Origin of the sequence: Pseudomonas sp. TUM22785 (assembly GCF_028198105.1) — a bacterium.
Taxonomy (GTDB): domain Bacteria; phylum Pseudomonadota; class Gammaproteobacteria; order Pseudomonadales; family Pseudomonadaceae; genus Metapseudomonas; species Metapseudomonas solani.
On the sequence record NZ_CP116239.1, the window covers coordinates 980,851 to 999,870 of the forward strand.

At 66.6% G+C, this 19,020-nt stretch carries 10 protein-coding genes; 4 read left to right on the plus strand and 6 right to left on the minus strand.

The window, feature by feature from the left end:
* Positions 1–9: 9 nt before the first annotated feature.
* The 3 genes from PI990_RS04650 to exaC all read right to left on the minus strand — a co-directional run bounded on the left by PI990_RS04650 (position 10) and on the right by exaC (position 4,624).
* Complete coding sequence (locus PI990_RS04650) at positions 10–1,404, minus strand: ethanolamine ammonia-lyase subunit EutB (RefSeq protein ID WP_271659941.1); 1,395 nt, start codon at positions 1,402–1,404, stop codon at positions 10–12.
* 54 nt (positions 1,405–1,458) lie between these two features.
* Complete coding sequence (gene eat, locus PI990_RS04655) at positions 1,459–2,829, minus strand: ethanolamine permease (RefSeq protein WP_271659942.1); 1,371 nt, start codon at positions 2,827–2,829, stop codon at positions 1,459–1,461.
* Positions 2,830–3,103: 274 nt separating this feature from the next.
* Positions 3,104–4,624, minus strand: a complete 1,521-nt coding sequence (exaC, locus tag PI990_RS04660; protein ID WP_271659943.1) for an acetaldehyde dehydrogenase ExaC — start codon at positions 4,622–4,624, stop codon at positions 3,104–3,106.
* Positions 4,625–4,941: 317 nt separating this feature from the next.
* On the opposite strand from exaC, the gene PI990_RS04665 reads away from it, so the two are divergent.
* The gene (locus tag PI990_RS04665; RefSeq protein ID WP_271659944.1) at positions 4,942–6,843 is read left to right on the plus strand and encodes a sigma-54-dependent Fis family transcriptional regulator; all 1,902 of its coding nucleotides are present in this window, start codon (positions 4,942–4,944) and stop codon (positions 6,841–6,843) included.
* A gap of 435 nt (positions 6,844–7,278) precedes the next feature.
* On the opposite strand, the gene phnX is transcribed toward PI990_RS04665, so the two are convergent.
* The 3 genes from phnX to PI990_RS04680 form a co-directional block, all read right to left on the minus strand.
* Positions 7,279–8,106 (minus strand): phosphonoacetaldehyde hydrolase, encoded by an 828-nt coding sequence (gene phnX / locus PI990_RS04670; protein ID WP_271659945.1) that lies wholly within the window; start codon positions 8,104–8,106, stop codon positions 7,279–7,281.
* 22 nt (positions 8,107–8,128) lie between these two features.
* Positions 8,129–9,475 carry an MFS transporter gene (locus tag PI990_RS04675; protein WP_184489616.1) on the minus strand — a complete coding sequence of 449 codons (1,347 nt, stop codon included), beginning with the start codon at positions 9,473–9,475 and terminating at the stop codon, positions 8,129–8,131.
* A gap of 220 nt (positions 9,476–9,695) precedes the next feature.
* Complete coding sequence (locus PI990_RS04680) at positions 9,696–10,865, minus strand: 2-aminoethylphosphonate--pyruvate transaminase (RefSeq protein WP_271659946.1); 1,170 nt, start codon at positions 10,863–10,865, stop codon at positions 9,696–9,698.
* A gap of 113 nt (positions 10,866–10,978) precedes the next feature.
* Between PI990_RS04680 and PI990_RS04685 the strand changes: the two genes are divergently transcribed.
* From PI990_RS04685 to PI990_RS04695, 3 genes are all read left to right on the plus strand, one after another.
* Positions 10,979–11,857, plus strand: coding sequence for a LysR substrate-binding domain-containing protein (locus PI990_RS04685; protein ID WP_271659947.1), 879 nt, complete (start codon positions 10,979–10,981; stop codon positions 11,855–11,857).
* Between the two features lie 180 nt (positions 11,858–12,037).
* On the plus strand, positions 12,038–13,255 hold the full coding sequence (locus tag PI990_RS04690) for a glycosyltransferase family 4 protein (RefSeq protein ID WP_271659948.1): 1,218 nt from the start codon (positions 12,038–12,040) through the stop codon (positions 13,253–13,255).
* 108 nt (positions 13,256–13,363) lie between these two features.
* Entirely contained in the window at positions 13,364–18,955 is a 5,592-nt protein-coding gene (locus PI990_RS04695) for a calcium-binding protein (protein ID WP_271659949.1), read from the plus strand.
* Positions 18,956–19,020 lie beyond the last annotated feature (65 nt).

Consider the following 19,020-nt stretch of genomic DNA (forward strand, 5'->3'; position numbering starts at 1 on the left):
CGGGCTTCCTCAGGTGAGCTGCGCCAGGGCCTGGCGGAAGGCGGGCGGCACCTGTTCGCCCAGTCGCACACGGCCGCCCTGCTGGCTGGCGATGCCCATGCGCTCGAGCCAGGCCTCGAATTCGGGGGCCGGGCGCAGGCCCAGGCTCTGGCGGGCGTAGAGGGCGTCGTGGAAGGAGGTGGTCTGGTAGTTGAGCATCACGTCGTCGGAGCCGGGGATGCCCATGATGAAGTTGATGCCGGCGACGCCGAGCAGGGTCAGCAGCATGTCCATGTCGTCCTGGTCGGCTTCGGCGTGGTTGGTGTAGCAGATGTCGCAACCCATGGGCACGCCGAGGAGCTTGCCGCAGAAGTGGTCCTCCAGCCCGGCGCGGATGATCTGCTTGCCGTTGTAGAGGTATTCGGGGCCGATGAAGCCGACCACGGTATTGACCAGGAAGGGGTCGAAGTGGCGGGCGACGGCATAGGCGCGGGTTTCGCAGGTCTGCTGATCGACGCCGTGGTGGGCATTGGCGGAGAGCGCGCTGCCCTGGCCGGTCTCGAAGTACATGAGGTTGTTGCCCAGGCTGCCGCGTTTCAGCGAGAGGCCGGCCTCGTGGCCTTCGCGGAGGATTTCCAGGCTGATGCCGAAGCTGGCGTTGGCCGCCTCGGTGCCGGCGATGGACTGGAACACCAGGTCCAGCGGTACGCCACGGTTGATCGCCTCGATGGAGGTGGTGACGTGGGTGAGCACGCAGGCCTGAGTGGGGATTTCGTAGCGCTGGATGATGGCGTCGAGCATCTCCAGCATGGCGCAGATGGACGACAGGCTGTCGGTGGCCGGGTTGATGCCGAGCATGGCGTCGCCGTTGCCGTAGAGCAGGCCGTCGAGAATGCTCGCGGCGATGCCGGCGGGCTCGTCGGTGGGGTGGTTGGGCTGCAGCCGAGTGGACATGCGCCCGCGCAGGCCCATGGTGTTGCGGAAGCGGGTGACGACGCGGATCTTCTGCGCCACCAGCACCAGGTCCTGCACGCGCATGATCTTCGACACGGCCGCGGCCATCTCCGGCGTCAGCCCGGGTGCCAGGGCGCGCAGTGAGGTCTCGTCGGCCATATCGCCCAGCAGCCAGTCGCGCAGCCCGCCGACCGTGAGGTGGCTGACCGGGTCGAAGGCGGCGCGGTCGTGGCCGTCGATGATCAGGCGGGTGACTTCGTCCTCCTCGTAGGGGATCAGCGCCTCGTCGAGGAAGTGCTTGAGCGGGATGTCGGCCAGGGCCATCTGCGCGGCCACGCGTTCGCCGTCGCTGCTGGCGGCGACGCCGGCGAGGAAGTCACCGGAGCGCGCCGGGCTGGCCTTGGCCATGACCTCCTTGAGGCTGTCGAAGCGCCAGGTCTGGCCGCCGACGCTATGGGAAAAAACTGCCATGTCGATCGTCCTGTCTGTGCCGGCCCCGCCATTGCGTCGGGGCCGGCCTGGGGCTCAGATGCGGGTCAGCATCGCGTCGGCGGGGGCGCTGGCGCGGTGGTGGGCGGTGAACTGGAACCAGACGAAACCCACGGCCATGATGCCGAGGAAGATCACCCCGATCAGGGTGTTGAACCAGGCCATGGCCACCAGGCAGACAACCGCCAGCAGCAGGGCAATGGCCGGCACCACCGGGTAGCCCGGGGCGCGGAAGGTGCGCTCCAGGTTGGGTTCGCTGGCGCGCAGCTTGAACAGCGCGAGCATGCTGATGATGTACATGACGATGGCGCCGAACACGCTCATGGTGATCATCGCGGCGGTCAGGCTCATGCCCTGCAGGTTGATCAGGCCGTCGCTGTAGATGGCGGCGATGCCGATCACGCCGCCGGCGATGATGGCGCGGTGCGGAGTCTGGAAGCGCGACAGCTTGGCCAGGCCGCGTGGCAGGTAGCCGGCGCGGGCCAGGGCGAAGAACTGCCGCGAGTAGCCGAGGATGATGCCGTGGAAGCTGGCCACCAGGCCGAACAGGCCGATCCACACCAGCATGTGCATCCAGCCGGAGTTCTCACCGACCACGGCCTTCATGGCCTGGGGCAGCGGGTCGTTGATGCCCGACAGCTGGCGCCAGTCGCCGACGCCGCCGGCCATGATCATCACGCCGATGGCGAGGAACACCAGGGTGAGGATGCCGGCCACGTAGGCGCGCGGGATGGTGCGTTTCGGGTCCTTGGCTTCCTCGGCGGCCATGGCCGCGCCTTCGATGGCGAGGAAGAACCAGATGGCGAAGGGGATGGCGGCGAAGATGCCGGAGATCGAGGCGCTGCTGAAGGTGTCCGAGCCGGCCCAGCCGTTGAGCACGAAGTTGCTGAAGCTGAAGCCCGGCGCCACCACGCCCATGAACACCAGCAGTTCGGCCACGGCCAGCACCGTGACCACCAGCTCAAAGGTGGCGGCGATGCTGACGCCGAGGATGTTCAGGGTCATGAACACGAAGTAGGCACCCACCGCCGCGTGCTTGGGATCGAGTTCGGGGAACTGCACGTTGAGGTAGGCGCCGATGGCCATGGCGATGGCCGGTGGGGCGAAGACGAATTCGATCAGCGTGGCGATGCCGGCGATCAGGCCGCCGCGCTCACCGAAGGCGCGGCTGCTGTAGGCGAAGGGGCCGCCGGCGTGGGGGATGGCGGTGGTCAGTTCGGTGAAGCTGAAGATGAAGCAGGTGTACATGGTCGCCACCAGCAGCGTGGTGACCAGGAAGCCGAGGGTGCCGGCGGCGCCCCAGCCGTAGCTCCAGCCGAAATACTCGCCGGAAATCACCAGGCCGACGGCGATGCCCCAGAGGTGCAGGGTGCCGAGGGTGGGTTTGAGTTGGTTAGTGGTTGTCATGCGCGTCTCCGGATGTTGCCTTGAAGGAAGTGGGGCGACGGATCGGAGAGGCGGGAGGCGGCGCGTGGCCCGAGCGGGCACGGACCACCGACTGCGGGCAGCAGCGAGGCGTGATGCACATGGTGTTCACCGTTTCTTGTTGTTGTAGTCGGATGGAGCCGGGGTGGAGCGGACCGGGCGCTGCCTGATCGGCGCCCGGTCCTGGTTTTTCACTTACAAGGGGTCTCTCCTGGCCTGGACCTGCGAGGCTCGCGGCAGGCCAGGAGAGCCTTTTCTAGAAGAAGCCGAGAGGGTTGATGTCGTAGCTCACCAGCAGGTTCTTGGTCTGCTGGTAGTGGTCGAGCATCATCTTGTGGGTCTCGCGGCCGACGCCGGACTTCTTGTAACCACCGAACGCGGCGTGGGCCGGGTACAGGTGGTAGCAGTTGGTCCACACGCGGCCAGCCTTGATGCCACGGCCCATGCGGTAGGCGCGGTTGATGTCGCGGGTCCACAGGCCGGCGCCCAGGCCGAACTCGGTGTCGTTGGCGATGGCCAGGGCTTCCGCTTCGTCCTTGAAGGTGGTGACGCCCACCACCGGGCCGAAGATCTCCTCCTGGAACACGCGCATCTTGTTGTTGCCCTTCAGCAGCGTCGGCTGGATGTAGTAGCCGGTGGACAGGTTGCCTTCGAGCTTCTCGACGCCGCCGCCGGTGAGGATTTCAGCGCCTTCCTGCTGGGCGATATCGAGGTAGCTGAGGATCTTGTCGTACTGCTGCTCGGAGGCCTGGGCGCCGACCATGGTGTCGGTGTCCAGCGGGTCGCCACGCTTGATGGCCTTCACCTTCTTCATCACCTCGGCCATGAATGCCGGGTAGATGGATTCCTGTACCAGGGCGCGGGACGGGCAGGTGCACACTTCGCCCTGGTTGAAGAAGGCCAGCACCAGGCCTTCGGCGGCCTTCTCGATGAAGGCCGGCTCGGCCTGCATGATGTCCTCGAAGTAGATGTTCGGGCTCTTGCCGCCCAGCTCCACGGTGGAGGGGATGATGTTGGTGGCGGCGCACTTGAGGATGTGCGAGCCCACCGGGGTGGAACCGGTGAAGGCGATCTTGGCGATGCGCTTGCTGGTGGCCAGCGCTTCACCCGCTTCCTTGCCGAAGCCTTGCACCACGTTGAGCACGCCGGGCGGCAGCAGGTCGCCGATCAGCTCCAGCAGCACGCTGATGCCCAGCGGGGTCTGTTCGGCGGGCTTGAGCACCACGCAGTTGCCGGCGGCCAGGGCCGGGGCCAGCTTCCAGGCAGCCATCAGCAGCGGGAAGTTCCACGGGATGATCTGCCCCACCACGCCCAGGGGTTCGTGGATGTGGTAGGCGACGGTGTTCTCGTTGATCTCGGCGGCGCCGCCTTCCTGGGCGCGGATGCAGCCGGCGAAGTAGCGGAAGTGGTCGGCGGCCAGGGGGATGTCGGCGTTGAGGGTTTCGCGCACGGCCTTGCCGTTGTCCCAGGTTTCGGTGACGGCGAGCAGTTCGAGGTTGGCTTCGATGCGGTCGGCGATCTTCAGCAGCACCAGGGAGCGGTCCTGCACCGAGGTCTTGCCCCAGGCATCGGCGGCGGCGTGGGCGGCGTCCAGCGCCTTGTCGATGTCGGCGGCGTCGGAGCGGGGGAATTCGGCGATGGGCTGGCCATTCACCGGCGAAGTGTTGGTGAAGTACTGGCCGTTGACCGGCGGGACGAACTCGCCACCGATGTAGTTGCCGTAGCGGGCCTTGAAGGAAACGATGGCGCCGGGGGTACCGGGTTGGGCGTAACGCATGGTCTATCTCCTGGCTCTTGTGCTTATTGGGGAGTTGGCGCCGAAGCGCTTTGAGCAGCATAGAGCAAGGGCCGGGCCAGGCCGGTGAAAGCCCCGTGGGAGAAGGCTCCAGGCGTTGTGGGGAACGGCCGGTGGGCGAGGGCTGTCGCATGCCTGGTACGTCCCGGGTGACAGAGTGTCACGCATCCGGTACAGCGCTCGACCGGTGGGTCACCCGGCGATTGCAAAGCCGCTTGTGCTGGTGGATGCTGCGGCGATGCGGGTGCCCATCGGGGCACGGGCTGCCTCCCGCAAGCCCGCAATGGAGAACGACAAGAATGCACGACCACCTGAGCCGCCACGCTCGGCAAGTGCTGACCGTGGCGCAAGGCAAGGCCCAGTCCAGCGGGCCCGCCGCCGACCCTTCCATCGCCCGCTCCTGGCTGCGCTGCCTGGAGGATTACCACCTCGACCCGGCCCTGCCCATGGCGCCGACCGTGCTCGAACATGCGCGCATGCTCGAGTGCCGCGAAGGCATGCAGCAGGTGCTGGAGATCGCCAGCGGCGAGATGAGCAGCCTTTATCACCAGCTTTCCGGTGCCGGCCATGCGGTGCTGCTCACCGATGCCCGGGGTGTGATCCTCAATTGCGTGACCGCCGGGGCCGAGCGCCAGGCCTTCGAGCGCGCCGGCCTTTGGCTGGGCGCCGACTGGAGCGAAGCCCGCGAGGGCACCAACGGCATCGGCACCTGCGTGATCGAGCGCCAGGCGCTGACCATCCACCAGGACGAGCACTTCCGCAGCCGTCACACCGGCCTCACCTGCTCCGCCAGTCCGGTGTTCGACCCCCAGGGCGACCTGTTGGCGGTGCTCGATGTGTCTTCCGCGCGCCACGACGTGTCGCGCCAGAGCCAGTTCCACACCATGGCGCTGGTCAACCTCTCGGCGAAGATGATCGAGAGCTGCTACTTCCTGCGCCGCTTCGAGGGCGAGTGGCTGCTGCGCTTCCACCTGCAGGCCGAGTACGTCGGCCTGTTCAGCGAGGGGCTGATGGCCTTCGACGGCGAAGGGCGCATCCGCGCGGTGAACCAGAGCGCCATCAACCTGCTGGACAGCGCCCGCGAGCGCCTGCTGGGGCAGAGCGTGGAAGCCTTCTTCGACTGCCGGCTGGACGACCTGCTCGGCCGCGCCCAACCACAACCCAATGCCAGCTGGCCGCTGCGTGCGCGCAATGGCCGTGCCCTCTATGCCGTGTTGCGGGGCCAGCCGCGTGCCGTCGCCCGTGCGTTACCGGTGGCACCGAAATCCGCCGTGCCCGGCCTGTGCCTGGGCGACCCGGCGCTGGCCGCCGACTTCCGCCGTGCGCTGAAGGTGTACGAGCGCGACGTGCCCGTGCTGGTCAATGGCGAGACCGGCTCCGGCAAGGAGGCCTTCGCCAAGGCCGTGCACCTGGCCAGTTCCCGCGCTGCGCGGCCCTTCGTGGCGCTCAACTGCGCGGCCATCCCTGAATCCCTGATCGAGAGCGAGCTGTTCGGCTATCGCGGCGGCAGTTTCACCGGTGCGCGCAAGGAAGGCATGCGCGGCAAGCTGCAACAGGCCGATGGCGGCACCTTGTTCCTCGACGAGATCGGCGACATGCCCCTGGCCCTGCAGACCCGTCTGCTGCGGGTGCTGGAGGAGCGCCAGGTGGTGCCCATCGGCGGCGAGGCCCAGGCCGTGGACGTGCGCATCATCAGCGCCACCCACCGTGAGCTGGGAGCTCGCGTGGCCGATGGCAGTTTCCGCGAAGACCTCTACTACCGCCTCAACGGCCTGGTGATCGACCTGCCGCCCCTGCGCGAGCGCAGCGACCGCCCCGAGCTGCTCGACCACCTGCTGCACGAAGAAGCCCGTGGCCAGGCCATCCGCCTGGAGCAGGACGCCCGCCAGGCGCTGCTCGACTACGCCTGGCCCGGCAACGTGCGCCAGCTGCGCAACGTGCTGCGCACCCTGGCGGCGCTGTGCGAGGACGGCCGCATCCGCTACGCCGACCTGCCGGCGGACCTGCGCCGTGCACCTGCCCCGGCCCCCACCACCGACTGCGTGGTGCACCCGCTGGAAGACGCCGAACGCAGCGCCCTGCTCGCCGCCCTGGAAAGCCAGCGCTGGCACATGACCCGCACCGCCGAGCAGCTCGGCATCAGCCGCAACACCCTGTACCGCAAGCTGCGCAAGCATTCGATCGAAACGCGCAGTTTGTAGCCAGGCTCGGATGTAGCCCGGGCTTCAGCCCGGGAATCTCCGTCGGGTTCAGGCCTGTTGATGATGGGTTTCGCTGCGCTCTACGCCATCCTACGGGTGGGGCTTGCGCTTGGTTCAGGCACTGAGATGACCGGGGAGTAGGGTGGATGGCGCTCTTTCCATCCACCAGGCGGTGCTACCTGTGGCACCGAGCAGGGGCAGCCCTGCGGGCTGCTTGGCGACTGAAGTTGCCTCTACGGTGATGGGTTTCCCTGCGCTCTACGCCATCCTACGGTGGGGCTTACGCTTGGCTCAGGCACTGAGCGGACCGGGGCGTAGGGTGGATGGCGCTCTTTTCATCCACCAGGCGGTGCTACCTGTGGCACCGAGCAGGGGCAGCCCTGCGGGCTGCTTGGCGACTGAAGTTGCCTCTACAGGGTGCCCCCTACGGTTCACTCAATTGCCCTGCGGCATTTCCCCGCGCTTGAGCCGGGCGTTGATGGCGTCGATCACCTGCGGCAGGTCGGCGATGGTGTCGATCAGGTAGTGCGGGCGGGCGCCTTCGAATTGCTGGACGATGCGTGCGCGCTCCTGCTCCAGCTTGGCGGCGGGCAGGGCCTTGAACTGCTCCCAGGTCAGGCCCAGGGCGTTGCCGGAGCAGGTGAGGGCGACCGTCCACATACCGGCGCTGCGGCCTTCTAGGATGCCCGGCCAGGTGTCGTCCACCTTCACGCAGGCGGCCACGTCGCTGATGCCCAGGGCGATGACGTTGGCCAGTGCCTGGGCCGGGTGCGGGCGGCCGTTGGGGACTTCGTCGGTGGCGACCACATGGTCGGCGACGTAGCCGTTCTTCTCCGCCAGTTCCACCACCTTGGCCATCACCGCTGCCGGGTAGCCGGAGCAGGAGCCGATCTTCAGCCCCTTGCCGCGCAGGCTGGCGATGGCCTCCAGGGCGCCGGGGATAAGCGCCGAGTGCAGGGCGATCTTCTCGATCTGCAGGGGCATGAAGCGTTCATAGATCGCAGTGACGTCGTCGTCCGTGGGCTGGCGGCCAAAGGCGGCGCGGTAGCGCTCGGCGATGGCGGGGAGGTCGCACAGGGTGCGGATGTGATCCCACTTGCCCATACCCATCGGGCCGCGCGCTTCCTCCAGGCTCACGGCGACGCCGAACTCGGCGAAGGCCTCGACGAAGATCTGCGTCGGCGCGAAGGAGCCGAAGTCGACAACGGTGCCGGCCCAGTCGAGGATCGCGGCTTGCAGCTGGGTGGGTTGCTGGTAGTTCATGGGTGTCTCCTTGGGAGTGAAGTCAGGAACGGGCGCCGAGGGGCTGGCCGTCGTTGCCGGGTGGGGGGATGAGTCCGTCGAGAACCTTCAGGGTCTTGGGCCGGCTGTTCCAGAACGGCACCAGCATCAGGCTGGCGAGCAGGGCCGCGACGGTGAAGCCGATGAACACGGTGGTGGTGTCGAAGTAACCGGGCAGCAGGCCGCCGAGGATGGCGCCGACCGAGCCGCAGCCGTTGACGAAGCCGGCGGCGGTGCCGGCCGCTTCAGTGGTGCCGAAGTCGATGGCGGCGGAGCTGCTGATCATCGAGTCGGGGCCGTAGAGGGTCAGGCCCAGCATGAACAGCAGGCCGACCACCAGGTACAGGCTGCCGCTCTGCATGGCCGGCACGAACAGGCCCAGGCACAGGGTCAGCGCCACCAGGCTGATGACGCAGGCGGGCATGCGCCGCGCGCCGAACCAGCGGTCGGAGGCGATGCCGATGAGGATCGGCCCCACCAGCCCGGCCACTTCGAAGGCTGTGGGCACGATGGCCGAGGCGACCTTGCCCACGGCGGGCATGCGCTCGTAGACCATCATCGGGCCCCACAGCAGGATCGCGTAGCGCGCCGGCTTGAGCAGGAAATAGGCGAGGCCGAGGACCAGCACCGTGCGGTTGCCCATGATCTTGCGCAGCGATGCCCAGTGGCCGTCGCGCTCGATCTTCAGCTCGCGGGAGGTCTTCACTTCCACCTCGACCGGCTCCAGGCCGACGTCCTCGGGGCGGTTGCGCTGCAGCAGCCAGAACAGCACCGCCACCACCAGCACCACCACGGCGCTGGAGACGAAGGCCGCGCGCCAGTCGCCGAACACCTGGTACGCCCACCAGCCGGCGAAGGGCGTGGAGACCAGGCCACCGAAGGCGTAGCAGGTGCTCCAGTAGCCCAGCACCCGGCCGCGCTCGCGGGTGGCGAAGAAGCAGCCGATGTTCTTGCACAGCCCGCTCCAGCCGGTGGACTGCGCCAGGCCCTGGACCACCATGCAGGTGGCGAAGATCGGCAGGGTGGCGAAGGTGCCCATGGCCAGCGCGGCGAGCGCCGAGACCAGCAGCCCGCCGAAGACGATCACCCGCGGGCCGAAGCGGTCGGCGAAGATGCCCCAGGTGAACTGGCCGATGGCATAGGCGGCGAGGTACAGGGCATCGAGGTTGGCCATGACCGATTTTTCGAGTTCGAAATCCGCGTCCTCGGTGATGCCGAGCTTGGCCACCGAGAAGGCCTTGCGGGTGAAGTAGAAGGCGGCGTAGGCCAGCCAGGTGATGAGGAAGATCTGTACACGCCAGCGCTGGATGGATTGCCATCCGCGCCCTTGGACACCGAGTTGGTTGTTCATGGTTCTGACCCCTATGGGTTTGCCGACAGTGCGAGAGGGAGGCTGTTGTTGTTCTTGGGTACTTCCTGGCTGTCTAAACGCCGGGCCTGGTCAGAAGGGCAGAGGCCGTGCGTCAGGCATGGTGCTGATCGTCTCGGGTGGGCGGGCTCCTCGCCGGCGCGGTCGCCGGCCGATGGAAAAGGGGCCACCCGTATCGGGGCACGGGCGGCCAAGGGGCGGATCAGGCCGCCGTTTTCTCGAGGGTCACGCCCATTGCCTGCAGGGACTCGGCGATGGCGCGCAGCAACTGGCGCACGATGGGCTCGTCGATCTGGCCGATGCAGCCGATGCGGAAGCTCTCGGCCTGGGTCAGCTTGCCGGGGTAGATGACGAACTGGCGGGCCTTGAGCTCGTCGTAGAAGCGCTTGAACTCGAAGGCCGGGTGCTCGGGGCTGAAGAAGGTGGTGATGATCGGCGACAGCCAGCGGTCCTCCAGCAGCGTCTCGAATCCCAGCTCGCGCATGCCGTTCACCAGCACGTCGCGGTTGCGCGTGTAGCGCGCCAGGCGGCCCTGCACGCCACCCTCGGCGGCGTGCTGTTCAAGTGCCGCGTGGAAGGCAACCACGCTGTGGGTGGGCGGGGTGAAGCGCCACTGGCCGGTGCGCTCCATGTAGCGCCACTGCTCCAGCAGGTCGAGGCTCAGGGAGTGGGCGCGGCCGGCGGATTCCTCCAGCAGGTCTCGGCGGATGATCACGAAGCCGAAGCCGGGGATGCCCTCGATGCACTTGTTGGCCGAGGACACCAGGACATCGAAGGACACCTCGTCCACCGTCAGCGGCACCGCGCCGAAGGAGCTCATGGCGTCGACGATCAGGCGCTTGCCATGGGCCTTCACCACAGCCGCCAGCTCACGCAGGGGGTTGAGGATGCCGGAGCTGGTCTCGCAGTGGACCAGGAACACGGTGGTCACCTCGGGGTGGTCGCGGAGCAGGGCGTCCACCTCCTCGGGTAGCGGCGGCAGGTAGTCGCCCTTGTCCAGCGCGATATGGGCGCGGCCCAGGTAATCGAGGGTCTTGGCGGCGCGCTGGCCGTAGGCGCCGTTCATCAGGATCAGCGCCTTGCCGTCGCGGGGGATGGCGGTGGCGAGGGCGGCTTCCACCGAGAAGGTGCCGCTGCCTTGCAAGGGCACGCAGGCGTAGCTGTCGTCGGTCACCCCGGCCATGGCCAGTAGCTGCTGGCGGATCTCGGCGGTGACGCGGTTGAAGTCGGCATCCCACGAGCCCCAGTCACGCAGCATGGCTTCCTTGGTGGCACGCGAGGTGGTCAGCGGGCCGGGGGTCAGCAGGTAGGGCTCGCCCTGGACCGGCGCGGCGAGGGGCGTATGCGATGCGGGGAATTCGGCTTTGCTCATGATCGTCTCCAGCGGTGGTCGGGGCTGGCGCTGATCAAAGCAATTGGCTAGAAATAAATGAAATCGATTTATGGTATTTCACAAACAAGCTGAGCTTATTAGTAGGGGCTGTGATGTCGGTTTCCCAGGCGCAACTCAAGGCCTTCCACGCCGTGGCGGTGCACGGCAACTTCACCCGCGCGGCGGAGCAGTTGTTCCTCAGCCAGCCGGCGGTCTCCGACCAGGTGCGCAAGCTGGAGGAGCGCTTCGGCGTGCTGCTGTTCAACCGCAACAAGCGCTCGGTGCAGCTCACCGAACTGGGTGAGCGCCTGCTGGCCATCACCCAGCGCCTGTTCGCCGCCGAAAACGAGGCCGAGGAACTGCTCACCCGCTCCCGCGCCCTGCAAAGCGGCAGCCTCACCCTGGCAGTGGACGCGCCCATGCACCTGCTGCCCTACATCGCCCGCTTCTGCGAGCGCTACCCCGGCATCCGCGTGCGCCTGGTGACCGGCAACAGCGACGAATCCCTGCGCCGGCTGATCGACTACCAGGCCGACTTCGCCGTGCTTGGCCGCCCGGTGGACGACGACCGCCTGATCGCCCATGTGCTCAGCAGCGGCCCGCTGGTGGCCTTCGTCGCCGAAGGCCACCCCTGGGCACGACGCGACGCCATCCACCTCGCCGACCTGCACCGCGCCCCGCTGGTGCTGCGCGAACAGGGCTCCATGACCCGGCAGATGCTGGAAGACGAAATGCGCCGCCTCGACCTCGACACCCACCCCGCCATCGAAGTGGAAGGTCGCGAAGCGGTGTTCGAGATGGTCGTCGCCGGCCTCGGCGTCGGCATCGTCTCCGCCGCCGAACTCGGCTCCAGTCGCGGCGTGCACGTACTGCCCATCCTCGACTTCGAACCGCGCATGACCGAGACGCTGGTGTGCTTGAAGGAGCAGGGGGCGAGGCGGGTGATCGGGGCGTTTTTGGAGGTGGTGGGAATCCAGGACGCTAGGTCCTGATTCCTTGCTTGGCTATTGATCCGCCATTCGTGAGCCGCATCACGCGGCCCGCTTTCCTTGCTCCCCTGTCCCGGTTCATCCTTCGCTTGTGGCGTAGTGCCATGATTTTCTGCCGCTTCTCGCCTGGGCAAACCCGAGGGGTGGCAGCCATGGAAGACCTGCAAAAGGAGTTGCGGCGGGATGCGTGTGCTGTTCATTCACCAGAATTTCCCTGGCCAGTTCCGTCATCTCGCCGCCCATCTGGCGAAGCGGGAGGATGTCGAGGTCCTGGCCATCGGCCGCGAGCAGGCGCCTGGGCTGCCGGGGGTGCGGTTGTTACGCTACAAGCCCCATCGCAAGGCGAGTGCGCAGACGCACCCTTATGTGCGCACCTTCGAGGATGGCGTGCTTCATGGGCAGCAGGTGCTACGCCTGCTTCTGGACCTGAAGGGCAAGGGTTACCGACCGGATGTGGTGGTCGCCCATCCGGGGTGGGGTGAAAGCCTGTATGTGAAGGAGGCCTTCCCCTCGGCGCGGTTGATCCACTTCTGCGAGTACTACTACCAGGCCCGTGGCGCCGATGCCGGTTTCGACCCGGAATTCCCGCTTGATACCAACGGCGCTGCGAGCATCCGCAGCCGCAATGCGCTGCACCTGCTCAACCTGGAGAACTGCGACCTCGCCATCACCCCGACCCAGTGGCAGCGCAGCGTGCACCCCGCGGCCTATCGCGACGCCATGCAGGTGATCCATGAAGGCATCGATATCGCCGGCCTGGGCCCTGATCCCGAGGCCAGCCTGGAGTTGCCCGATGGCCGGGTGCTGAAGGCCGGGCAGCCGACCCTCACCTACGTGGCACGTAACCTGGAGCCCTACCGGGGCTTCCACAGCTTCATGCGGGCCTTGCCGCGCATCCTTGAGGCGCACCCGACCTGCCAGGTGCTGGTGGTCGGTGGCGACGAGGTGAGTTACGGCAGCCGCCCCAAGGGCGCTGCCAACTGGCGCAGCAAGCTGCTGGCGGAGAACCCCATCGACCTGCAGCGCGTGCACTTCCTCGGCAAGGTGCCCTATGCCACCTACAAGCGAGTGCTGCAGGTTTCCGCCGCGCATATCTACCTGACCTACCCCTTCGTCCTGTCCTGGTCCCTGCTGGAGGCCATGGCCAGCGGCTGCCTGATCATCGGCTCGGATACCGCGCCGGTGCGCGAGGTGATCGAGGACGGCCGCAACGGGCTGCTGGTGGACTTCTTCGATGGTGAGCGGGTCGCCGAGAAGGCCTTGCAGGCCCTGGCCGAGCCCGAGCGCTTCCAGGCCTTGAGGCGGCAGGCGGTGGTTACCGCACGGGGATATTCGACTGACAGCGGCATCGCCCGCTACCTCCAGGTGCTGGGCCTCGACTCGGTGATGCAGCCTGCCTGATTGCGACAGCCCCCCGTTCATTTATCCACACCTGCGGATACCTCTTCGGACTACCGAAGGGGCGCGGGTGGTGGCGGTTCGATCGTGTGATCCATCAAAGGAGAGGGTATGGATTTTCAAGGCACAAACGGCAACGACACCCTGGTTGGCGGCGATACGGACGACCAGTTCTATGGCGCTGAGGGGGATGACCTGCTGGTCAGTGGCGCTGGCGTGGATACGCTAGCCGGCGGCCTGGGCAACGACACCCTGCGGGGCGGCTCGGGAGCCGATATCTACCGCTTCGGCCGAGGCAGCGGTCGCGATGTGATCGAGGACGGCGGTGGCGATGGTTTCGTCAATCGCCTCGAGTTCGAGGTGGGCATCCTGCCGGAGGATGTCAGTTGCAGGCGCGTCGGCGTGGACCTGGTGCTGAGCCTCGTCGACTCGAACGATCAGGTCATCCTGCGCAACTACTTCTCCAGCGTCGGCCTGCCGGAGATCGCGGAAATCTTCTTTGCCAATGGTGCCCGCTGGTCGCCTTATGACGTGAGGACGCGCGTGGAGAACGCCCCCCAGGGCCAGTTCCTGCAGGGAACTCCGGGCGCTGATTTCCTCCAGGGGACTGGCCAGGCCGACACCCTGGAAGGCGGCGCCGGCAACGACATGCTGAACGGCCTTGGCGGTGATGATCTGCTGCTGGGTGGCGAGGGCGATGACACGCTGGTGGGCGGGCAGGGGTTCGACACCCTGATCGGCGGCCAGGGTAACGACACCTATCGCCTGGCGGGCAGTTGGGGCCAGGTGCTGATCAATGAGCAGGCCATGGAGAGCGGTGTCGATGTGATCGAGATCCTCGACGTGTCATCGCAAGACGTGCGGCTCAGCCGAGTTGGCAATGACCTGATCCTGCTCCGCCAGGGAAGCAGCGACAGGATCACCATCAGCAACTATTTCAATGCCGATGCCCTTGCACCCTACGCCATCGATGAGATCCGTTTCTCCGACCAGATGTGGCGGCCGTTGCAGGTCCTGCAGATGCTCAACGCCGGCACGCCCGGCAACGACACCCTGACGGGAACGGCCGTCCCCGACACCCTTTCCGGTGGCTTGGGCGATGACCAGTTGTTCGGCCTGGGTGACAACGACCAACTGGACGGTGGCGCGGGCGACGACAGCCTCTTCGGCGGTGCGGGTGACGATCTGTTGCTCGGCGGTGATGGCGACGACTGGCTGGACGGCGGGGAGGGCTACAACCAGCTTATTGGCGGCATGGGCAATGACACCTATGTGGTGGACAGCCAAGGCTACGCCGCTATCACCGAGAACATCGGTGGCGGGATCGACACCGTGCGCAGCAGCATGACCCATACGCTGGGTTACGGCCTGGAAAACCTGGTCCTGACCGGCAGCGCCCGCATCGACGGCTATGGCAACCAGCTGGACAACGACATCACCGGTAACTCCGGCGATAACCGCCTCAAGGGCGAAGCCGGAAACGACCGGCTGTATGGCCTGGATGGCAAGGACACCCTGGAGGGCGGTGCCGGCAACGACAGCCTCTACGGCGGGGCGGGCGACGATACCCTGCTCGGCGACGACGGCGATGATTGGCTGGATGCCGGAAGCGGGGCCGATCTGCTCATCGGCGGTGCGGGGAACGACACCTACGTCATCAGCCAGATCGAGCAACGGATCAGCGAGATGGCCGGGGGTGGCGTGGATACGGTGCGCAGCAGCATCAACTACGGCCTTGTCGGTGCACTCGAGAACCTGGTTCTGACCGGCACGGCGGACCTGAACGGCTTCGGCAACGAGCTGAACAACGAACTGACCGGCAATGCGGGCAACAACATCCTCGAAGGCCGAGCGGGTGATGACCGCCTTGACGGGGGCGCTGGCGACGATCAGCTCAGCGGCGGTTATGGCAACGACACTTACCTGTTCTCCCGTGGCTGGGGTCGGGACACCATTTTCGACAATGGTGACGGCCGCGATGTGATCCTGTTCGGCGCGGATGTCCTGCCGAGCGATATCCAGGCGGTGCATCTGGGCGACGACCTGATGCTCACCCTGAAGGGGGCGTCGGACTCCATCCTGGTCAAGGGCTACTTCCTCAATAACGGGGCGAGCGTCAACTCGATCGAAGAAATCCGCTTCGCCAACGGCGTGGTCTGGACCTTCGGGCAGGTGCGCAGCCTGGTACTCCAGGGGGGCGATGGCGATGACCTGCTCAATGGCTTCAGTACTGCCGATACGTTGAACGGCGGAGCGGGTAACGACACGCTCTTCGGCGCGGAGGGCAACGACCTGCTGATCGGCGGTGCCGGCAACGATGTGCTGAATGGCGGCACCGGCTCCGACACCCTGCGTGGCGGGCTGGGCGACGACACCTATGTGATCGACTCCCTCGGCGATGTGATCCAGGAGAACCCCAACGAGGGCATCGACACCCTGGAGTCCAGCGTCAGCATCAGCTCGACGCTGAGTGCCAATATCGAGAACCTGCGCCTGACCGGCAGCGGCAACCTGACCGGCTTCGGCAACGGCGCGAACAACCTGATCACCGGCAACCAGGGCGCCAACTACCTGATGGGCAACGCCGGCAACGACACCCTCAGCGGGGAGGGCGGCAACGACACCCTCGAAGGGGGCGTCGGCAACGATGTGTACCGTTTCGCCAGGGGCTGGGGTTCGGACACGGTGCAGAACTTCGAGTCCGGCTCCAATGGCCTGGACGTCATCGAGTTCGCTGCCGATATCCTGCCGAGCGATATCCAGGTGTCCCGCAGCGGGGCCAACCTGGTGCTGAGCCTGGGCGGCAGCGGCGACCGCATCAATGTCATCAACTACTTCCTGAGCGATGGCGCCACCTCCAATGCGGTGGATGAAATCCGCTTCGCCAATGGCGCCCGCTGGACCCTGACGACCATCAAGGCGCTGGTACTGCAGGGCACCAGCGGCAATGACACGCTGACGGGCTACGCCACTGCCGACAGCATCAGTGGCGGTGCCGGCAATGACAGCATCCTCGGGGGTGATGGCAACGACACCTTGGACGGCGGCAGCGGCGATGATGTGCTCGAAGGGGGCACCGGCAACGATCGGCTGGTCGGGGGCGCGGGCAACGACACCCTGAACGGCGGTGCTGGCAACGACGTCTTCGTGGTCGATTCCGCAGGCGATGTGGTGATCGACAGCAGCGGCACCGACACGGTGGAGGCCAGTGTTTCCTTCACCCTGGGGGCGGGCATCGAGAAGCTGACGCTCACCGGCAGCGCCAACCTCCAGGGCATCGGGAACAGCCTGGACAACACCCTGACTGGCAACACCGGCAACAACCTGTTGCAGGGCGGCGCCGGCAACGATGCGCTGAATGGCGGCGCGGGCAACGACCAGTTGCAGGGTGGCGAGGGCGACGACCTCTACAGCTTCGCCCGTGGCTGGGGCCAGGATGTGATCGACGATACCGAGGGTGCCCTCGACGCTATCGAGTTCGCCACGGGCATCGCTCCCGGTGATATCACCGTCAGCCACGATGGCGACGACCTGTTGCTGAACCTGTGGGGCAGCGCCGATAGCATCCGTGTGGTGGGCTACTTCGGTGCGACTGGAGCCGTGGAGCAGATCCGCTTCGCCGACGGCACCCAGTGGCTGCCGGACCAGCTCCGCTCGCGGGTGCTGCAGGGGGACTCCACTGATGATCGTCTGGTCGGTTTTGCCAGCAACGACGTTCTCGACGGCAAGGGGGGCAACGACAGCCTGTTCGGTCTGGCCGGCGACGACACGCTTTACGGCGGTGCCGGCAACGACCTGCTCGACGGCGGCGATGGCAACGACCTGCTCGATGGCTACACCGGCGTCGATACCCTGATCGGTGGCGCGGGTGATGACCGCTACTGGGTGGATGCGGGCGACAGCGTGATCGAAGGCGTGGACGGCGGCATCGACACGGTCGAGTCGCGGGTTTCCTGGACCCTGGGCGACAACGTCGAGAACCTGGTCCTCAGTGGCCCGGCGATCGAAGGCATCGGCAATGCGCTGAACAACGATATCCGTGGCGGCGACGGCAACAACCTGCTGCGCGGGGAGGCGGGCGACGACCGCCTGAACGGCGGGCAGGGCAAGGACACCCTGATCGGCGGGACGGGCAACGACACCTATGTGTTCAACAACTACTGGGGGCAGGACGTCATCCACAACCAGGACGACGGCATCGACAAGCACGACGTCATCGAGTTCGCCGACTTCAACCCCGAGCACATCCGCTTCCGTCGTGTCGACGACGACCTGGTGTTCGAGCGCAACAACACCCTGGACAGCCTGACCGTCGTCGGCTTCTTCGCTGGTGATGGCAAGGGGCCGGCCTCCATCGAGGAGGTTCGTTTCGGCAATGGCGATATCTGGACCGGCGACTTCATCCGCAACAGCCTGCTGCACGGTTCCTATGGCAACGACACGGTGCAGGGCTACTCCACGGACGACGCCCTCTTCGGCGATGACGGCCAGGACGAGCTGCGTGGCTTTGCCGGTAACGACACCCTCGATGGCGGAGCCGGCAACGACACGCTGTTCGGTGGCGCCGGAAATGACTCGCTGCTTGGCGGCCTGGGCGGCGACCGCATGGAAGGCGGTGCCGGCGACGACACCTACCAGGTGGACTCGCTGAGTGACCTGGTGATCGAGAGCGCGGGCGGGGGGATCGACACCGTTGAATCCAGCCTGACCCTGACCCTGGGCGCCAATGTCGAGAACCTCACCCTCACCGGCACCGCTGCCATCAACGGCACCGGCAACGATCTGGACAACCTCATCATCGGCAACGATGCGAACAACGCGCTGTACGGTGGCATCGGCAACAACTGCCTGTTCGGCAGGGGCGGTGATGACCTGCTAGTGACGGGCTCCGGGCAGGACTACCTCGATGGCGGTGACGGCAACGACACCCTGAACGGCAACCTCGGCAACGACACGCTGTTCGGCGGGGCCGGCAATGACGTCCTCAATGGCGGCGATGGCGATGACCGCCTGTACGGCGGCGAGGGCAACGACAGCCTCTATGGCGGCCGTGGCAACGACACCTTCGTGATCGACTCGCCCGGTGACAGCGTCTTCGAGTACCTCAACGAGGGCATCGATACGGTCGAGGCCTCCATCAGCCACAGCCTGGCCTTCGGTGTGGAGAACCTGACCCTGACCGGTGAGGCCGCTATAGACGGGACCGGCAACACCCTGGACAACCAGCTGCGGGGCAACGCGGCGGCCAACCGGCTGTCCGGCGGCGCGGGCAATGACACGCTGATGGGGGGGGCCGGCAACGACACCCTGTCCGGTGGTGCCGGCTCGGATACCTATGTCTTCGGCCTGGGCGACGGCCAGGATGTCATCCAGAACAACGACAGCGTGGCGGGTAGCCTGGACCTGTTGCAGTTCGGCAGCGGCATCTCGGTCGAGCAACTCTGGTTCCGCCAGAACGGCAACGACCTGGATGTCAGCCTGGTGGGCGGCACCGAGCGGGTGAGCATCGAGAACTGGTACGGCGGAAGCGCCTACCACCTCGACCAGTTCAAGTCGGCCGACGGCAAGACCCTGCTGGACAGCCAGGTGCAAGGGCTGGTGGATGCGATGGCCGCCTTCGGCGTGCCGGCGGGGGCCGAGGGCAACCTCACCGCCGCCCAGCGCGACGAGCTGAACCTGGTGATCGCCACCCACTGGCAGTGACCGCCTGAACGCGTGACAAGGAGCCCCGCCATTCGGCGGGGCTTTTTCGTTGCGGGGCGGCGAAT

Coding starts and splice junctions, on each gene's coding strand:
- PI990_RS04690 (WP_271659948.1), top strand. CDS start 12,038: ATGCGTGTGCTGTTCATTCACCAGAATTTCCCTGGCCAGTTCCGTCAT.
- PI990_RS04675 (WP_184489616.1), bottom strand. CDS start 9,475: ATGAACAACCAACTCGGTGTCCAAGGGCGCGGATGGCAATCCATCCAG.
- exaC (WP_271659943.1), bottom strand. CDS start 4,624: ATGCGTTACGCCCAACCCGGTACCCCCGGCGCCATCGTTTCCTTCAAG.
- phnX (WP_271659945.1), bottom strand. CDS start 8,106: ATGAACTACCAGCAACCCACCCAGCTGCAAGCCGCGATCCTCGACTGG.
- PI990_RS04680 (WP_271659946.1), bottom strand. CDS start 10,865: ATGAGCAAAGCCGAATTCCCCGCATCGCATACGCCCCTCGCCGCGCCG.
- PI990_RS04685 (WP_271659947.1), top strand. CDS start 10,979: ATGTCGGTTTCCCAGGCGCAACTCAAGGCCTTCCACGCCGTGGCGGTG.
- PI990_RS04695 (WP_271659949.1), top strand. CDS start 13,364: ATGGATTTTCAAGGCACAAACGGCAACGACACCCTGGTTGGCGGCGAT.
- eat (WP_271659942.1), bottom strand. CDS start 2,829: ATGACAACCACTAACCAACTCAAACCCACCCTCGGCACCCTGCACCTC.
- PI990_RS04665 (WP_271659944.1), top strand. CDS start 4,942: ATGCACGACCACCTGAGCCGCCACGCTCGGCAAGTGCTGACCGTGGCG.
- PI990_RS04650 (WP_271659941.1), bottom strand. CDS start 1,404: ATGGCAGTTTTTTCCCATAGCGTCGGCGGCCAGACCTGGCGCTTCGAC.